This window comes from Pseudomonas sp. PSE1(2024) (assembly GCF_050990555.1).
Lineage (GTDB): Bacteria > Pseudomonadota > Gammaproteobacteria > Pseudomonadales > Pseudomonadaceae > Aquipseudomonas > Aquipseudomonas aphyarum.
The window spans coordinates 612,803-628,502 of record NZ_CP158967.1; the positions used below are offsets into that span (position 1 = coordinate 612,803).

A 15,700-nucleotide genomic window follows, 5' to 3' on the forward strand; every position below is an offset into this window, starting at 1 on the left:
TTCGCGCGTTGGTGGCTGCCGCTGGACTGATGTTGATGGCAGTAACCGTCAACGCTGTGGCCGAGACGAAGGTCAACAGCGTGCGCCTGTGGCGGGCGCCGGACAACACGCGACTGGTGTTCGACCTGACAGGCCCGGTGCAGCACAGCGTCTTCACGCTGACTGCGCCGGATCGTCTGGTGATCGACATCAACGGCGCCACCCTCGGCGCGCCGCTGAAGGTGCAGACCGCCAACACGCCGATCACCGCCATGCGCTCGGCCCAACGCACGCCGACCGACCTGCGGGTGGTCATCGACCTGAAAAAAGCCGTCACCCCGAAAAGCTTCTCGCTGGCGCCGAATGCGCAGTACGGCAACCGTCTGGTCGTCGACCTGTTCGACAACCCGGCTGACGCCGCACCAGCGCCGACGCCTGCGCCGACCCCAACGGTTGCGACCGTGCCTGCGGTGCCGGTCACCCCGGCCGAGCCTGCAATCAAACTGCCGCCGGCCCCGGCCGGCAAGCGCGACATCATTGTGGTCATCGACGCCGGCCACGGTGGCGAAGACCCGGGTGCGTCCGGTTCTCGCGGTCAGCGCGAGAAAGACGTGGTACTGCAGATCGCCCGTGAATTGCAGCGTCAGGTCAACGGCATGAAAGGCTTCCGCGCCGAACTGACCCGTACTGGCGACTATTTCATCCCGCTGCGCGGCCGTACCGAGATTGCCCGCAAAAAAGGCGCCGACCTGTTTGTCTCGATCCACGCTGACGCCGCGCCGTCTGCGGCGGCGTTCGGTGCGTCGGTGTTCGCCCTGTCCGACCGTGGTGCCACCTCGGAAACCGCCCGTTGGCTGGCCGACAGCGAAAACCGTTCCGACCTGATCGGCGGTGCCGGCAACGTCAGCCTCGATGACAAGGACCGGATGCTGGCCGGCGTTCTGCTCGACCTGTCGATGACCGCCTCGCTGACCTCCAGCCTCAACGTCGGCCAGAAGGTCCTGACCAACATTGGCCGGGTCACTCCGCTGCACAAACAGCGCGTGGAGCAGGCCGGGTTCATGGTGCTGAAATCGCCGGACATCCCGTCGATCCTGGTGGAAACCGGCTTCATCTCCAACGCCAACGAAGCGAACAAGCTTTCGGCCGCGAGCCACCAGCAGGCGCTGGCGCGTTCGATCAGCAGCGGCGTGCGTCAGTTCTTCCAGCAGAATCCGCCACCGGGCACTTACATCGCCTGGCTGCGTGATTCGGGCAAGATCGCTCAGGGCCCGCGTGATCACCGGGTGGGCCCGGGTGAGACCGTGGCGATGATTGCCGTGCGGTATCAGATTTCGCCGGCCACGCTGCGCAGCGCCAACAATCTGAAAAGCGATGATCTGAAAGTCGGTCAGCACCTGACCATTCCCGGCACCGAACTGGCGTCCAAAGAATGAATCAGGTCCTGAACGCTGCCCGCATTGAACTGCTCAGCCCGCGGCTGGCGAACCAGATCGCCGCCGGTGAGGTGGTCGAACGCCCGGCCTCGGTGATCAAGGAGCTGCTGGAAAACAGCCTCGACTCCGGCGCCAAACGTATCGACGTCGATGTCGAGCAGGGCGGCGTCAAACTGCTGCGTGTGCGTGACGACGGCAGCGGCATTTCCGCCGATGACCTGCCGCTGGCGCTGGCGCGTCACGCCACCAGCAAGATCCGCAACCTGGAAGACCTTGAGCAAGTAATGAGCCTGGGCTTCCGGGGCGAGGCTTTGGCATCGATCAGCTCCGTGGCACGTCTGACCCTGACCTCGCGCACCCGCGATGCCGATCAGGCCTGGCAGGTCGAGACCGAAGGCCGCGACATGGCGCCCCGCGTGCAGCCGGCGGCCCATCCGGTCGGCACTTCGGTGGAAGTCCGTGACCTGTTCTTCAACACCCCGGCGCGACGCAAATTCCTCAAGACCGAAAAAACCGAATTCGATCACCTGCAAGAAGTGATCAAGCGTCTGGCGCTGGCGCGTTTCGACGTGGCGTTCCATCTGCGCCACAACGGCAAGACCATCCTCAGCCTGCACGAAGCCCACGATGACGCGGCCCGCGCCCGGCGTGTGGCGGCAATCTGTGGTTCGGGCTTCCTTGAGCAAGCGCTGCCGATCGAGATCGAACGCAATGGCCTGCATTTGTGGGGCTGGGTCGGTCTGCCGACCTTCAACCGCAGTCAGGCGGATTTGCAGTATTTCTTCGTCAACGGCCGAGCGGTGCGCGACAAACTGGTGGCCCACGCGGTGCGTCAGGCTTATCGCGATGTGCTGTTCAATGGCCGGCACCCGACGTTCGCGCTGTTTTTCGAGGTCGACCCGGCAGCAGTAGACGTCAACGTACACCCGACCAAGCACGAAGTGCGCTTCCGTGACGGGCGCATGGTGCATGACTTCCTGTATGGCACCTTGCACCGTGCCCTCGGTGATGTGCGACCGGAAGATCAGCTTGCCGGATCGGTCACTACCGCGATCGTCCGGCCAACCGGCCTTGAAGCTGGTGAATTCGGTCCGCAGGGCGAAATGCGTCTGGCGGCCAATGCGTTGCTGGAGCAGCCGCAGGCGCAACCGGCGTTCAATACCTCGTCGGGTGCCAGCGCTGGCGGCGCTTATCAGTATCAATACACGCCGCGTCCGCAATCGACCGTGCCGGTTGCCGAGGCGCAGGCTGCGTACCGCGAGTTTTTTGCGCCGCTGCCCGAAGCGAACGCCAATGCGCTGCCGGCCGGTCAGGAAGACATTCCGCCGCTTGGCTACGCGCTGGCGCAGCTCAAGGGCATCTACATTCTGTCCGAGAACGCCCAAGGCCTGGTTTTGGTGGACATGCACGCCGCTCACGAGCGCATCATGTACGAACGTCTGAAAGTCGCCATGGCCAGCGAAGGCCTGAGCGGTCAGCCGCTGCTGGTGCCGGAGTCGCTGGCGGTCAGTCAGCGCGAGGCTGATTGCGCTGAAGAACATGCAGCTTGGTTCCAGCGCCTCGGTTTTGAATTGCAGCGCCTTGGCCCGGAAACCCTGGCCATCCGGCAGATCCCGGCCCTGCTCAAACAGGCCGAAGCCAACCGTCTGGTCGGCGATGTGCTGTCGGACTTGATGGAATACGGCACCAGCGACCGGATCCAGGCGCATCTGAACGAACTGCTCGGCACCATGGCCTGCCACGGCGCGATCCGCGCCAACCGGCGCCTGGCCCTGCCGGAAATGAACGGCCTGCTGCGTGACATGGAAAACACCGAGCGCAGCGGTCAATGCAACCATGGCCGGCCGACCTGGACCCAATTGGGCCTGGACGATCTGGACAAACTGTTTCTGCGCGGTCGTTGATGAGCCAGCTTCCTCCAGCGATTTTCCTGATGGGCCCGACCGCTGCGGGCAAGACCGACCTGGCCATCGAGCTGACCAAGGTGCTGCCGTGCGAGCTGATCAGCGTCGATTCGGCGCTGGTCTATCGCGGCATGGACATCGGCACCGCCAAACCGTCCAAAGAACTGCTGGCCGAGTTTCCGCACCGGTTGATCGACATTCTCGACCCGGCCGAAGCCTATTCGGCAGCGGATTTCCGCCGCGATGCACTGGAGGCCATGGCCGAGATCACCGCGCGTGGAAAAATTCCGCTGCTGGTGGGCGGCACGATGCTCTATTACAAGGCTTTGATCGACGGTCTGGCGGACATGCCGGCGGCCGATCCCGAGGTTCGCGCGCAGATTGAAGAAGAGGCCGCACGCCTTGGCTGGCAGGCCCTGCACGATCAACTGGCGATCATCGATCCGGAGTCGGCGGCGCGCATCCATCCGAACGATCCACAACGACTGAGTCGTGCGCTGGAAGTTTACCGGGTCAGCGGTCAGAGCATGACTGAACTGCGGCTGAAACAATCTGTACAAAGTACCGAAGCGGCCGCATCGGGACTGCAACAATTGCCCTATACTGTCGCGAACCTGGCGATTGCTCCAACTAATCGGCAGGTACTGCACGAGCGCATTAAACAAAGATTCACAAATATGCTGGAACAGGGATTCATCGACGAGGTCGTAGCCCTGCGTAATAGAAGTGACCTGCATGCCGGGTTGCCGTCTATACGTGCGGTAGGCTACCGCCAGGTCTGGGACTTCCTGGATGGCAAGCTGACGTCGGCCGAGATGCAGGAACGGGGCATCATTGCCACGCGCCAATTGGCCAAACGACAGTTCACCTGGCTGCGCAGCTGGAAAGATTTACACTGGCTCGACAGTCTGGATTGCGACAATCTGCCACGCGCCTTGAAATACCTTGGGACGATCTCCATATTGAGCTGAGTCCTTGCAATTGCCGTCTATCCTTGGGGGTGTGGCGGCAAAAGCCATCTGTTTACCTATTTTTTATATTGAATCCTTAAAGGAGTGCGGCACATGTCAAAAGGGCATTCGCTACAAGACCCTTACTTGAATACTTTACGTAAAGAGAAAGTGGGGGTTTCCATCTACCTGGTGAACGGGATCAAACTGCAAGGCACGATCGAGTCGTTCGACCAGTTCGTTATCCTGCTGAAGAACACCGTCAGCCAGATGGTTTACAAACACGCTATCTCTACAGTCGTGCCGGTTCGTCCAATTCGTCTGCCAAGCGCAACCGAATCCGAAGCAGGTGACGCTGAGCCAGGTAACGCCTGATAGGAGTCTCCTTTGTTCTTTGAGCGCCACGGTGGTGGTGAACGAGTCATCCTCGTTCACTTGGATGGACAGGACCCTGAGGCGCGCGAAGATCCGCAGGAGTTTCAGGAACTGGCAAATTCGGCTGGCGCCGAGACCGTTGCGTTTTTTAACGTGCCGCGTCATCGGCCAACCGCCAAATACCTGATTGGCAGCGGCAAGGTCGAGGAATTGCGCGACCTGGTCCACGCCGAAGAAGCCGATCTGGTGATCTTCAATCACGTCCTTACGCCCAGTCAGGAACGTAACCTCGAACGTGTTTTCGAGTGTCGCGTGATCGACCGTACCGGTCTGATTCTCGATATTTTCGCCCAACGCGCCCGTACCCATGAGGGCAAGCTCCAGGTAGAACTGGCCCAGCTTGACCACATGAGCACCCGGCTGGTTCGCGGCTGGACTCACCTTGAGCGTCAAGGTGGTGGTATCGGCATGCGCGGCCCGGGTGAAACCCAGCTCGAAACCGACCGGCGACTGCTGCGGGTACGCCTGCGCCAGATCAAGGGCCGGCTGGAAAAAGTGCGCAGCCAGCGCGAACAGTCGCGTCGCGGCCGCTCGCGTGCGGATATCCCTACCGTGTCTCTGGTGGGATACACCAACGCCGGCAAGTCCACGCTGTTCAATAACGTGACCAAGTCCGACGTGTACGCGGCTGACCAGCTGTTCGCCACGCTCGACCCGACCCTGCGCCGTCTGGATCTGGACGACCTGGGGCCGATTGTCCTGGCCGACACGGTGGGTTTCATCCGCCACTTGCCGCACAAACTGGTCGAGGCATTTCGGTCTACGCTCGAAGAGTCGAGCAACTCCGACCTGCTGTTGCACGTGATCGATGCGGCCGAACCGGATCGCATGTTGCAGATCGAGCAGGTGATGGTGGTGCTGGGCGAGATCGGTGCCCAGGACTTGCCGATCCTCGAGGTCTATAACAAACTCGATTTGCTTGAAGGCGTTGAGCCACAAATCCAGCGCGATGAAAACGGCAAGCCCCAGCGGGTCTGGCTGTCGGCGCGTGATGGCACCGGTCTGGAATTGCTCGAGCAGGCGATTGCCGAGTTGTTGGGCAGTGACCTGTTCGTAGGAACCTTGCGCCTGCCTCAGCGGTTCGCGCGTCTGCGTGCGCAGTTCTTCGAACTGGGCGCGGTACAGAAAGAAGAACACGACGAAGAAGGGGTCAGCTTGCTGGCCGTTCGATTGCCACGCTCGGAGCTCAATCGACTGGTGAGTCGTGAAGGCGTTGTGCCGACGGAGTTCATCGAGCAACACACTTTGCAATAAAAGCCTGGCAAAGCGGTTGTGCCGCAACGGCAGGCATTCTGTAGCATTGGTCGGCGCGCCGTGGGTGCGTCTTTGCTTTATCAGATGGAGAGCGCTATGGCTTGGAATGAGCCGGGTGGCAACTCGAACAATCAGGATCCTTGGGGTGGCAAGCGTCGCAACAACGGCGACCGCAAGGGACCGCCGGATCTCGACGAGGCCTTCCGAAAGCTGCAGGAAAGCCTGAACGGGTTGTTCGGTGGTGGAAAAAAACGCGGTGATGACGGTGGTGGCTCGGGCAAGAGCGGCGGCTTCGGCGGCCTGCTCGGCATCGGCCTGGTCGTGCTGGCGGCCGTCTGGCTGTACAGCGCGGTGTACGTCGTGGACGAGCAGGAGCAGGCCGTGGTGCTGCGCTTCGGCAAGTACTACGAGACTGTCGGTCCCGGCCTGAACATCTACTTCCCGCCGATCGACAAGAAGTACATGGAGAACGTCACGCGTGAGCGTGCCTACACCAAGCAGGGCCAGATGCTGACCGAAGACGAGAACATCGTCGAAGTGCCGCTGACCGTGCAGTACAAGATCAGCAACCTGCAGGACTTCGTGCTGAACGTCGACCAGCCGGAAATCAGCCTGCAACACGCGACCGACAGTGCGCTGCGCCATGTGGTGGGTTCCACCGCGATGGACCAGGTGCTGACCGAAGGTCGTGAGCTGATGGCCAGCGAGATCAAGGAGCGTCTGCAACGTTTCCTCGATACCTATCGCACCGGTATCACCGTCACCCAGGTCAACGTACAGAGCGCAGCGGCACCGCGTGAAGTGCAGGAAGCCTTCGATGACGTGATCCGCGCCCGTGAAGACGAGCAGCGTTCGCGCAACCAGGCTGAAACCTACGCCAACGGCGTGGTGCCGGAAGCCCGTGGTCAGGCACAGCGCATCCTCGAAGATGCCAACGGTTACCGTGACGAAACGGTCTCGCGCGCCAAGGGTGAGGCAGATCGCTTCACCAAACTGGTCGCCGAGTATCGCAAGGCGCCCGAGGTCACTCGCCAGCGTCTGTACCTGGACACCATGCAGGAAGTCTTCAGCAGCACCAGCAAGGTACTCGTGACCGGCAACAAGAACGGCCAGAGCAACCTGCTTTACCTGCCGCTGGACAAGATGATTCAGAACAGTTCGGGCAGCAATGCACCGGTCACCGGTTCGGCTGCCGTCAGCAACAACACGGATGCTGCGCCGCATGTCACTGACCTGCCGCAGTCGCGTACAAGGGAGACCCGCTGATGAGCAATAAATCGCTGATCGCCCTGATCGTTGGCGTTGTTGTGGTACTGGTTGGCTGGAACTGCTTCTACATCGTTGCTCAGACCGAGCGCGCGGTGTTGCTGCAATTCGGTCGCGTGGTTCAGGCTGACGTTCAGCCGGGTCTGCACGTGAAGGTTCCTTACGTTAACCAGGTGCGTAAATTCGACGCACGTCTGATGACGCTGGACGCACCGACACAACGCTTCCTGACGCTGGAAAAGAAAGCCGTGATGGTCGATGCCTACGCCAAGTGGCGCGTGAAAGATGCCGAGCGCTTCTACACCGCAACGTCCGGCCTCAAGCAGATCGCCGACGAGCGTCTGTCCCGTCGTCTGGAATCGGGTCTGCGTGACCAGTTCGGTAAGCGCACCCTGCACGAAGTGGTGTCCGGTGAGCGCGATGCGCTGATGGCTGACATCACCGCGTCGCTGAACAAGATGGCGGAAAAAGAGCTGGGTATCGAAGTGGTCGATGTCCGGGTCAAGGCCATCGATCTGCCGAAAGAAGTGAACCGCAGCGTGTTCGAGCGTATGAGCACCGAGCGTGAGCGTGAAGCTCGCGAGCACCGCGCCAAGGGTAACGAGCTGGCCGAAGGCATCCGTGCCGACGCCGATCGTCAACGCCGCGTGCTGCTGGCTGAAGCCTATCGTGAATCCGAAGAGATTCGCGGTGACGGCGACGCCCAGGCCGCTGCGATCTACTCCAAGGCCTACGGTCAGGATCAGGAGTTCTACGGTTTCTACCGTAGCCTGCGTGCCTACCGTGAAAGCTTCGCGAACAAATCCGACGTCCTGGTCCTCGACCCAAGCAGCGACTTCTTCCGTTACCTGGAAAAGTCCAAGCCTTGATACGACGTTGACCTGAATCATTCCGCCCGGCGGCTAAAACCTCGGGCGGGGTGATCCTTTGGGAAAACGTGTGTATGATGCGGCAGCCGGGAAATTCCCGGCTTTTTTGCGTCTGCACGTTTGATTGCTGTTTTTGTTGCAGAAGATCGGGTTGAATGGCCCGACAGTTTTTCGAGGAAAGTGATGGGCGAAGCCGGTAACAGGCCTTTCGCCGCGTCGTTCATGCGCGTGCGTTTTGAACGGGCCGGTCATTTTCTGCTTCACTCAAGGCTCGCCCTCGGGCTGGCCGCCCGGATCTAAGGGGAATGGCGTAATGGCAACGGTAGACCGCTGGCTGCTGCCAGATGGCATCGAAGAAGTACTGCCACCGGAAGCGGCGCGCATTGAAGTCGCGCGTCGTCAGGTGTTGGATCTGTTCCAGAGCTGGGGTTACGAGTTTGTCGTGACTCCCCATATCGAGTACCTGGAATCCCTGCTGACCGGCGCGGGCCAGGACCTGGATCTGCGTACCTTCAAGGTCATCGACCCGCAATCGGGCCGGCAGATGGGTTTCCGTGCCGACATCACGCCGCAAGTGGCGCGCATCGATGCGCACACCCTGCGTCGCGAAGGCCCGAGCCGTCTGTGCTACGCCGGCAGTGTGCTGCATGCCCAGCCGCGTGCCTTGTCGTCCTCGCGCAGCCCGATCCAGTTGGGCGCCGAGTTGTACGGCGATGCCAGCCCGAGCAGCGACGTCGAAGTCATCAGCCTGATGCTGGCCATGCTGCAACTGGCCGACGTGCCGGACGTGCACATGGACCTCGGACATGTCGGCATCTACCGCGGTCTGGCCCAGGCGGCCGGCCTGTCGGGTGAAGTCGAGCAGCAGTTGTTCGATGCGTTGCAACGCAAGGCCATCGACGAGGTCATTACCTTGACCGAAGGCCTGCCGGCCGATCTGTCCGGCATGCTGCGTGCGCTGGTCGACCTGTGCGGCGGTCGTGAAGTACTGACCGCTGCCCGCGAGCGTCTGGCCAATGCGCCGGCCCCGGTACTGGCGGCACTGGAAGACTTGCTGGCGATTGCCGAGCGTCTGTCGGTGCGTTTCCCGGAGCTGCCGCTGTACTTCGACCTCGGCGAGCTGCGCGGTTATCACTACCACACCGGTGTGGTGTTCGCGGTGTTCGTGCCGGGTGTTGGCCAGTCCATCGCCCAGGGCGGTCGCTACGACGACATCGGCGCCGACTTCGGTCGCGCCCGTCCGGCCACCGGCTTCTCCACCGATTTGAAAACCCTGGTGACCCTGGGGCGTGCTGAGATCGAGCTACCGTCTGGCGGTATCTGGATGCCTGACAGTACGGATGCGGCACTCTGGCAGCAGGTTTGCCAGTTGCGCAGTGAGGGTCAGCGTGTCGTTCAGGCGTTGCCTGGACAACCTTTGGCCGCCGCCCGTGATGCGGACTGCGACCGGCAATTGATCCAGCAGAACGGGCTTTGGCAAGTATCGCCACTGGCTTCTTGAGTTTTCCTGCCGGCTGACGCCGGCACCAAGTTTGCGCGAATGAGGACAAGTGTTATGGGTAAGAATGTCGTAGTCCTGGGCACCCAATGGGGTGATGAGGGCAAAGGCAAGATCGTTGATCTGCTGACCGAACATGCTGCCGCCGTAGTGCGCTACCAGGGTGGCCACAACGCCGGTCACACTCTGGTGATCGACGGTGAAAAAACCGTCTTGCACCTGATCCCGTCGGGCGTGCTGCGCGAAGGCGTGCAGTGCCTGATCGGCAACGGCGTGGTGGTTGCACCTGACGCCCTGCTGCGCGAGATCACCAAGCTGGAAGAGAAAGGCGTACCGGTGCGCGAGCGCCTGCGCATCAGCCCTTCCTGCCCGCTGATCCTGTCCTTCCACGTGGCGCTGGACCAGGCCCGTGAAAAGGCCCGCGGCGAGCTGAAGATCGGTACGACCGGTCGCGGCATCGGCCCGGCTTACGAAGACAAGGTTGCACGTCGTGGCCTGCGTGTTGGCGACCTGCTCAACATGCCGCGCTTTGAAGACAAGCTGCGTGAACTGGTGGACTACCACAACTTCATGCTGGTCGGTTACTACAAAGAGCCTGCCATCGAGTACGAAAAGACTCTGGCCGAGTGCAAGGAATACGCCGAGCTGCTCAAGCCGCTGATGCTGGACGTGACTGCCGAGCTGCACGACCTGCGTCGCGCCGGCAAAGACATCATGTTCGAAGGCGCCCAGGGTTCGTTGCTCGACATCGACCACGGTACCTATCCGTACGTGACCAGCTCCAACACCACCGCGGGTGGCGTTGCGACCGGTTCGGGCGTTGGCCCGATGTTCCTGGATTACATCCTGGGCATCACCAAGGCTTACACCACTCGCGTAGGTTCGGGTCCATTCCCGACCGAGCTGTTCGACGAAGTCGGTGCGCACCTGGCCAAGCAAGGTCACGAGTTCGGTGCTACCACCGGCCGTGCCCGTCGTTGCGGCTGGTTCGACGCCGTTATCCTGCGTCGCGCTATCGATGTGAACAGCATCTCGGGCATCTGCCTGACCAAGCTGGACGTACTCGACGGTCTGGAAACCATAAACATCTGCACCGGCTACAAGGATGCACAAGGCAACGCTGTTGCCCCGACTGACGCTGACAGCTACGTAGGTCTGCAGCCTGTGTACGAAGAAGTGCCAGGCTGGACCGAATCGACCGTGGGTGCCAAAACCCTGGAAGAGCTGCCGGCTAACGCTCGTGCCTACATCAAACGCGTTGAAGAGTTGATCGGCGCGCCGATCGACATTATTTCGACGGGTCCGGACCGCAACGAAACCATCGTTCTGCGCCATCCGTTCGCTTGATAAGTCGTTGATGTAAAAACACAAAGGCCCCTTCATCGGGGCCTTTGTCGTTTATGCCTGTTGGACGGCATGACCTTTGCTGTGATTCTGTCTACAAGAGTGCCATCAAATTAATGGCGTCAGAAGTAGAGGGATTCAAAGTGTCAGCCGTTCTCTCACTGTTACAAAGCCGTCTGTTGCGGCCTGTGTTCGTTACCCTTGGTATCGCCCTTTTGGTGCAAGTGCTGGTGGCCGTCGCCCTGACGCGGAGCACCGTCACTGCGCTGGAAGCCGATCTCGGCACTCGTCTGGGCGCCGACAGCCAGAAGTTGTCCGGTGAGCTTGAGCAGGCCGGGCGCGAAGTCACGTCGAGCCTCGACAACCTTTCCTCAAGTACCCGTCAGCGTCTTACCGCCGGCCTTTCCTCGCGTCTGAAGGAAGAGCAGGCGCAGCTGCGTGCGACTCTGGAAAAAGACCTGAAGGATTCGGCCAATGACATGGCCCAGTTGCTGGCCTCGGTGGCGCCTCGCGCCATGTGGGACAGCGACGTGCCGACCCTGTCCGAGTTCGCCCGCCGGGCCCAGCGCAATCCCAACGTGCTGTTCGTGGTGTATGACGACGCCACCGGCCAACATCTGACCCGCTACCTCAACCGCGAAAACCCGATCAACAAGGCCCTTTTGGAAAAAGGCCAGGGTGAGCGGGCGCTGGATAAAGTGCTGGATGCGGCGAAGAACGATCCGTCGGTCTACTACCTCGAAGCCTCGATCAATCCCAATGGCGTGGAAATCGGCAAGGTGCTGATGGGCGTCTCGACTGCTTCGGTCGAAACCGATCTGGCGGCGCTCGATCAGCGCTTCACGGCGTTGATTGCCAGCAGCGATCAACTGGTCGGCGACAGCCTCAAGGGCGCCGCTGCCGACAGTGCCACCGCCATGCGTGCGCGCCTGCAATCGGCGCAATCCACGGCTGCCGAAATGAAGGCCAACACCACCAGTACCGTGCAGGACGCAGCAGCAACCCTGCGTTGGCGTATCGGCATGGGCCTGGCGCTGGTCGGTGCCGGCGTGCTGTTGCTGCTGGCGGTGGTGCTCGGTCATCGAGTGGTCAATCGCCTGAAAATGCTCAACGCCGCCATGGATGATCTGGCAGCAGGCGAGGGCGATCTGACCAAGCGCGTGCAGATCAACAGCAAGGACGAAATCGGCGACATGGCGTCGGCGGTCAACCGCTTTGTGGACAAGTTGCAGCCGATCGTGCGCGAGGCCGGGGATGTGGCTCAGCGTACCGGTCTGGAAATCGGCGCCATGACCCTGCGCAACGCCGGTGCCGATGCTGCGGCCGGGATGCAGCGTGATGAAGTGGCCGAAAGCCTGCGGGCGCTTTCGCAAATGGCCGACGAAGCGCAATCGGAAAGTCATGCGATGCAGGCGGCGCTGAAGCAGGTGGTGGATATTCGCCAGGCCACTGACGAGAACACTCGCACCTCGGCCAAGGTCGGCAGTCTGATCGAGGCGCTGGCGGGGCAGGTCGATACCGGGGCGAAAGTTATCGAACGGCTGGCGCAGCAGAGCGAGCAGATCGAAGTGGTCCTGACCGTGATTCACGGAATCGCCGAGCAGACCAACCTGCTGGCGCTCAACGCGGCCATCGAAGCGGCCCGAGCCGGCGAGACCGGTCGCGGGTTTGCGGTAGTGGCGGATGAAGTCCGTGCGTTGGCGAGCAAGACCCAAAGCTCCACCGGCGACATTCAGGCGCACATCGTGGCCTTGCAGCAGGGTGCCCGTGAGGCGGTGGAGGCGATCGGCCAGGCCGGGCGTCAGGCCAGCGAAGGCTTGCTGGTACTGCGTGACAGTGCGCGGTTGCAGCAGTCGGTGCAGGCGTCGGTCGAGCAGGTGCATGCGGCGATTGGCCTGGCGACTCAGGCAGCGGCGCATCAGGCGCAAGGCGCGCAGGCTGTACGTGGGCGGGTCGAGACGATTCATGCCCAGGCCGAGAAAGCCGCCCAGGCGGTGGTCGAGACCACGGCCAGCGGCAAGGTGCTGGATGGTCTGGCGGCGCAGCTCAAGGCGAGTCTGGGGCAGTTCCGGGCCTGATAGTCCGGGCAAAAAAAATCGCAGCCTCGGCTGCGATTTTTTTATCGGCTCAAATACATTCGGGTCGTCAGCAGATACACCGGCAGCCCGGACACCACAATCAACAACGCCGCATAAGGCGCCGCCGCTGCGAACTCGACATTCGCGGTGTGCGCCCAGACTTCGGTCGCCAATGTGTTGAGCCCGGTCGGGCTCAGAAGCAGCGTCGCCGTCAGTTCTTTCATGGCATCCAGAAACACCAGCGCAAACGCCGCGCCAAGTGCCGGAAAGATAATCGGCAGGGTCACTCGGCAGAACGCCGTGAACGAAGAGGCGCCCAGCGTGCGGGCGGCTTCTTCGAGTTGCGGTGCGGCCTTGTTCAAAGCCGTGCGGATCGGCGCCTGAGCCAGCGGCAGAAACAGCAGCGCATAAGCGAACAGCAATAGCGCGGAGGTCTGGTACAGCGCCGGCACGTAATGCAGGGCGAAATACACCAGCGTCAGGGCGATCACTAATCCCGGCAGGGCGTGCAGCAGATAGGGCAAGCGCTCGGCCCAGATCGCCAATTGGCCTTTGTAGCGCACCACCAGCAACCCGACCGGCACCGCCAGTACCAGACACAATCCCGCGCCACCCAGCGATAGCGCCAGCGACGACAGCAAAGCTTCGGTGATCGCCGCAACCGGGAATGCCGCTGACGATCCCACGGCAAGCCAGTAAGCCAGCATGCCCAGCGGAACCCCGCTGCCGACAATCGCCAGCATCAGGCAGTACAGCTGGCCGGCGATCGACCAAGGCCCGAGTCGCACTTGTTCAGCCCGACGCGCCGCTCCCTGGCCAGTGCGCACATGACGGCCCTTGCCGCGCACGCGCAACTCCAGCCACAACAGCATCAGGCACAGCGCCAGCAACACTGCCGACAGCATTGCCGCGTTGGCATTGCTGAATTCCAGTTCGAATTGCTGATAGATCGCGGTGGTGAAGGTTTGCAGACCAATGATCGACAGTGCGCCGAACTCCACGAGCATGTGCAATGCGATCAGCAACGAGCCGGCCAGCAGCGAAGGCCAGAGCAGGGGCAGGGTGACGCGGAAAAACACGCCCCAGCGATTCTGTCCCAGTGTGCGAGCCGACTCTTCAAGGGAGGGATCAAGATTGCGCAGTGTGGCGGCCACTGGCAGAAAGATCAGCGGGTACTTCGACAGGCTCATCACAAGAATCGCCCCGCCGAGTCCTTCGAACTGCGCGCTGAGCGAAACCCAGGTGAAGCTGCTGACAAATGCCGGCACCGCGAACGGCAGGCAAAGAATCACGCCCCACAGCCGTCGGCCCGGCAGATTGCTGCGCTCCAGCAACCACGCCAGTGACAGGCCGATCAGGCCACAGGTCACGGTTACGCCAACCATCAGCGCTAGCGTATTGCGCAGCAGGCCGAACACATACGGGCGCCACAGCAAGTGCAGCGCCTCGGACCAGCCCGCCTGCCAGGCTTTGAGCCCGACGTAGGCCAGCGGCAACAGGCTCATGACCACCAGCAACAACACCGGCAGCATCAGCCAGATCGACGGCCGCTTGCGCCGTGGCACGTAACCCCCGCGTGTAGCGGGGGCGGATAACGATGCGGTCATCAGTTCAGGCCAACTTCGCGTTCCAGCTCCAGCGCTTCCTCGGCATTACCCAGATCGGCCGGCGTGACGTCCGGCGCTTCCAGTTCACTGAAAGGCTTGAGGCCGCGATCCGATTCCATGCCTTTGTGCAGCGGGTATTCGGCGGTGGTCTGGGTGATCACGCGCTGGCCTTCTTCGCTGGCCATGTAGGCGAGGAATTGCTGGGCTTCTTTTGGATGTTTGCTGGATTTCAGCACGGCTGCGCTGGACACGGTGATCAGGCCGCCAACGTCACCGCCGGTGAAGTAATGCAGTTTCGAATCAAGCTGGCCTTTTTCCCGTTGCAGGGCGAACCAGTAATAGTTGTTCACCAACACGGTGGCGACTTCGCCGTTTTCCACAGCCTTGAGGGCGACCATGTTGTTGCTATAGGTCTTGCCGAAGGCACGCAGACCGGTCAGCCATTCTTCGGCGGCTTCGCGGCCGTGTTTTTTGATGATGGCGACAGCCTGTTCCTGGAACGCGCCGCTGGTCGGTACGAAACCGACCTTGCCTTGCCACTGCGGGTCGGCGAAATCCAGCACCGATTTCGGCAGGTCCTTTTCGTCGATCAGTTTCGGGTTGAAAGCCACCACGCGAACCCGGGCGGTAACGCCGATCCACGTGCCGTTGCCGGCGACGTATTCTTTCGGCAGAACAGCCAGGGTCGCGTCGTCGGCCTTGGCCAGCAGGCCTTGCTCGCCGAGGTTGTTCAGCGGCGGGGATTCTTCGGTGTAGATGACGTCGGCGGGGGAGCGGTCGCCTTCTTCGATGATCTGGCTGGCCAGCTGATTGCTGCTGCCCTTGCGTACATTGACGTGAATGCCGGTCTTGGCTTCGAAGGCTTTGGCGATCGCGTCGCCGACTTCCTTGTGTTGACCGTTATAGAGAGTCAGGGAAACTGCGTCGGCAGCCTGGGTGAGGGGAGTGGCGAGTGCCAGGCCGAGCAGGGTGAAGGTCAAGCCGCGGCGCAGGGTATTTCGAAACATCATTCGCAGGGTTCCTCACTGTCGCATTGCAAAAACTTGCAACAATGATAAACGATATTGTTTCTCAAGTGCG

The 15,700-nt window shown here is 61.6% G+C and carries 12 protein-coding genes; 10 read left to right on the forward strand and 2 right to left on the reverse strand.

Going from position 1 to position 15,700, the window contains the following annotated elements; genetic code table 11:
* Positions 1 to 29 precede the first annotated feature (29 nt).
* The 10 genes from ABTV87_RS02655 (at position 30) to ABTV87_RS02700 (ending at position 13,013) form a co-directional block, all read left to right on the forward strand.
* The gene (locus ABTV87_RS02655) at positions 30 to 1,415 is read left to right on the forward strand and encodes an N-acetylmuramoyl-L-alanine amidase (protein ID WP_433899831.1); all 1,386 of its coding nucleotides are present in this window, start codon (positions 30 to 32) and stop codon (positions 1,413 to 1,415) included.
* Positions 1,412 to 3,319, forward strand: coding sequence for a DNA mismatch repair endonuclease MutL (gene mutL / locus ABTV87_RS02660; protein ID WP_433898944.1), 1,908 nt, complete (start codon positions 1,412 to 1,414; stop codon positions 3,317 to 3,319). Before ABTV87_RS02655 ends, mutL begins: the two co-directional genes overlap by 4 nt.
* Positions 3,319 to 4,290, forward strand: a complete 972-nt coding sequence (miaA, locus tag ABTV87_RS02665; protein WP_433898945.1) for a tRNA (adenosine(37)-N6)-dimethylallyltransferase MiaA — start codon at positions 3,319 to 3,321, stop codon at positions 4,288 to 4,290. The genes mutL and miaA overlap by 1 nt, the downstream gene beginning before the upstream one ends.
* 93 nt (positions 4,291 to 4,383) lie before the next feature.
* Complete coding sequence (gene hfq, locus ABTV87_RS02670; protein WP_007902656.1) at positions 4,384 to 4,644, forward strand: RNA chaperone Hfq; 261 nt, start codon at positions 4,384 to 4,386, stop codon at positions 4,642 to 4,644.
* A gap of 12 nt (positions 4,645 to 4,656) precedes the next feature.
* On the forward strand, positions 4,657 to 5,958 hold the full coding sequence (hflX, locus tag ABTV87_RS02675; RefSeq protein WP_007950725.1) for a ribosome rescue GTPase HflX: 1,302 nt from the start codon (positions 4,657 to 4,659) through the stop codon (positions 5,956 to 5,958).
* Positions 5,959 to 6,054: 96 nt separating this feature from the next.
* Complete coding sequence (gene hflK, locus ABTV87_RS02680; protein WP_085608500.1) at positions 6,055 to 7,224, forward strand: FtsH protease activity modulator HflK; 1,170 nt, start codon at positions 6,055 to 6,057, stop codon at positions 7,222 to 7,224.
* On the forward strand, positions 7,224 to 8,093 hold the full coding sequence (gene hflC / locus ABTV87_RS02685; protein ID WP_007950723.1) for a protease modulator HflC: 870 nt from the start codon (positions 7,224 to 7,226) through the stop codon (positions 8,091 to 8,093). The genes hflK and hflC overlap by 1 nt, the downstream gene beginning before the upstream one ends.
* A gap of 313 nt (positions 8,094 to 8,406) precedes the next feature.
* Entirely contained in the window at positions 8,407 to 9,594 is a 1,188-nt protein-coding gene (locus tag ABTV87_RS02690) for an ATP phosphoribosyltransferase regulatory subunit (protein ID WP_007950716.1), read from the forward strand.
* Positions 9,595 to 9,648: 54 nt separating this feature from the next.
* Positions 9,649 to 10,938 carry an adenylosuccinate synthase gene (locus ABTV87_RS02695; protein ID WP_007950715.1) on the forward strand — a complete coding sequence of 430 codons (1,290 nt, stop codon included), beginning with the start codon at positions 9,649 to 9,651 and terminating at the stop codon, positions 10,936 to 10,938.
* Positions 10,939 to 11,078: 140 nt separating this feature from the next.
* Positions 11,079 to 13,013 (forward strand): methyl-accepting chemotaxis protein, encoded by a 1,935-nt coding sequence (locus tag ABTV87_RS02700; RefSeq protein ID WP_007950714.1) that lies wholly within the window; start codon positions 11,079 to 11,081, stop codon positions 13,011 to 13,013.
* Between the two features lie 41 nt (positions 13,014 to 13,054).
* Here the strand turns inward: ABTV87_RS02700 and ABTV87_RS02705 are convergent, their stop codons facing one another.
* Both ABTV87_RS02705 and ABTV87_RS02710 read right to left on the reverse strand, forming a co-directional pair.
* On the reverse strand, positions 13,055 to 14,620 hold the full coding sequence (locus tag ABTV87_RS02705) for an ABC transporter permease (RefSeq protein WP_433898946.1): 1,566 nt from the start codon (positions 14,618 to 14,620) through the stop codon (positions 13,055 to 13,057).
* On the reverse strand, positions 14,620 to 15,630 hold the full coding sequence (locus ABTV87_RS02710) for an extracellular solute-binding protein (protein ID WP_085608502.1): 1,011 nt from the start codon (positions 15,628 to 15,630) through the stop codon (positions 14,620 to 14,622). Before ABTV87_RS02710 ends, ABTV87_RS02705 begins: the two co-directional genes overlap by 1 nt.
* Between the last annotated feature and the right edge of the window lie 70 nt (positions 15,631 to 15,700).

What these genes read in the sequence shown, in the direction of transcription:
- ABTV87_RS02690 (WP_007950716.1), top strand. Translation starts at nt 8,407, where the DNA reads ATGGCAACGGTAGACCGCTGGCTGCTGCCAGATGGCATCGAAGAAGTA.
- ABTV87_RS02655 (WP_433899831.1), top strand. Translation starts at nt 30, where the DNA reads ATGTTGATGGCAGTAACCGTCAACGCTGTGGCCGAGACGAAGGTCAAC.
- hflK (WP_085608500.1), top strand. Translation starts at nt 6,055, where the DNA reads ATGGCTTGGAATGAGCCGGGTGGCAACTCGAACAATCAGGATCCTTGG.
- miaA (WP_433898945.1), top strand. Translation starts at nt 3,319, where the DNA reads ATGAGCCAGCTTCCTCCAGCGATTTTCCTGATGGGCCCGACCGCTGCG.
- ABTV87_RS02695 (WP_007950715.1), top strand. Translation starts at nt 9,649, where the DNA reads ATGGGTAAGAATGTCGTAGTCCTGGGCACCCAATGGGGTGATGAGGGC.
- ABTV87_RS02705 (WP_433898946.1), bottom strand. Translation starts at nt 14,620, where the DNA reads ATGACCGCATCGTTATCCGCCCCCGCTACACGCGGGGGTTACGTGCCA.
- hfq (WP_007902656.1), top strand. Translation starts at nt 4,384, where the DNA reads ATGTCAAAAGGGCATTCGCTACAAGACCCTTACTTGAATACTTTACGT.
- mutL (WP_433898944.1), top strand. Translation starts at nt 1,412, where the DNA reads ATGAATCAGGTCCTGAACGCTGCCCGCATTGAACTGCTCAGCCCGCGG.
- ABTV87_RS02710 (WP_085608502.1), bottom strand. Translation starts at nt 15,630, where the DNA reads ATGATGTTTCGAAATACCCTGCGCCGCGGCTTGACCTTCACCCTGCTC.
- hflC (WP_007950723.1), top strand. Translation starts at nt 7,224, where the DNA reads ATGAGCAATAAATCGCTGATCGCCCTGATCGTTGGCGTTGTTGTGGTA.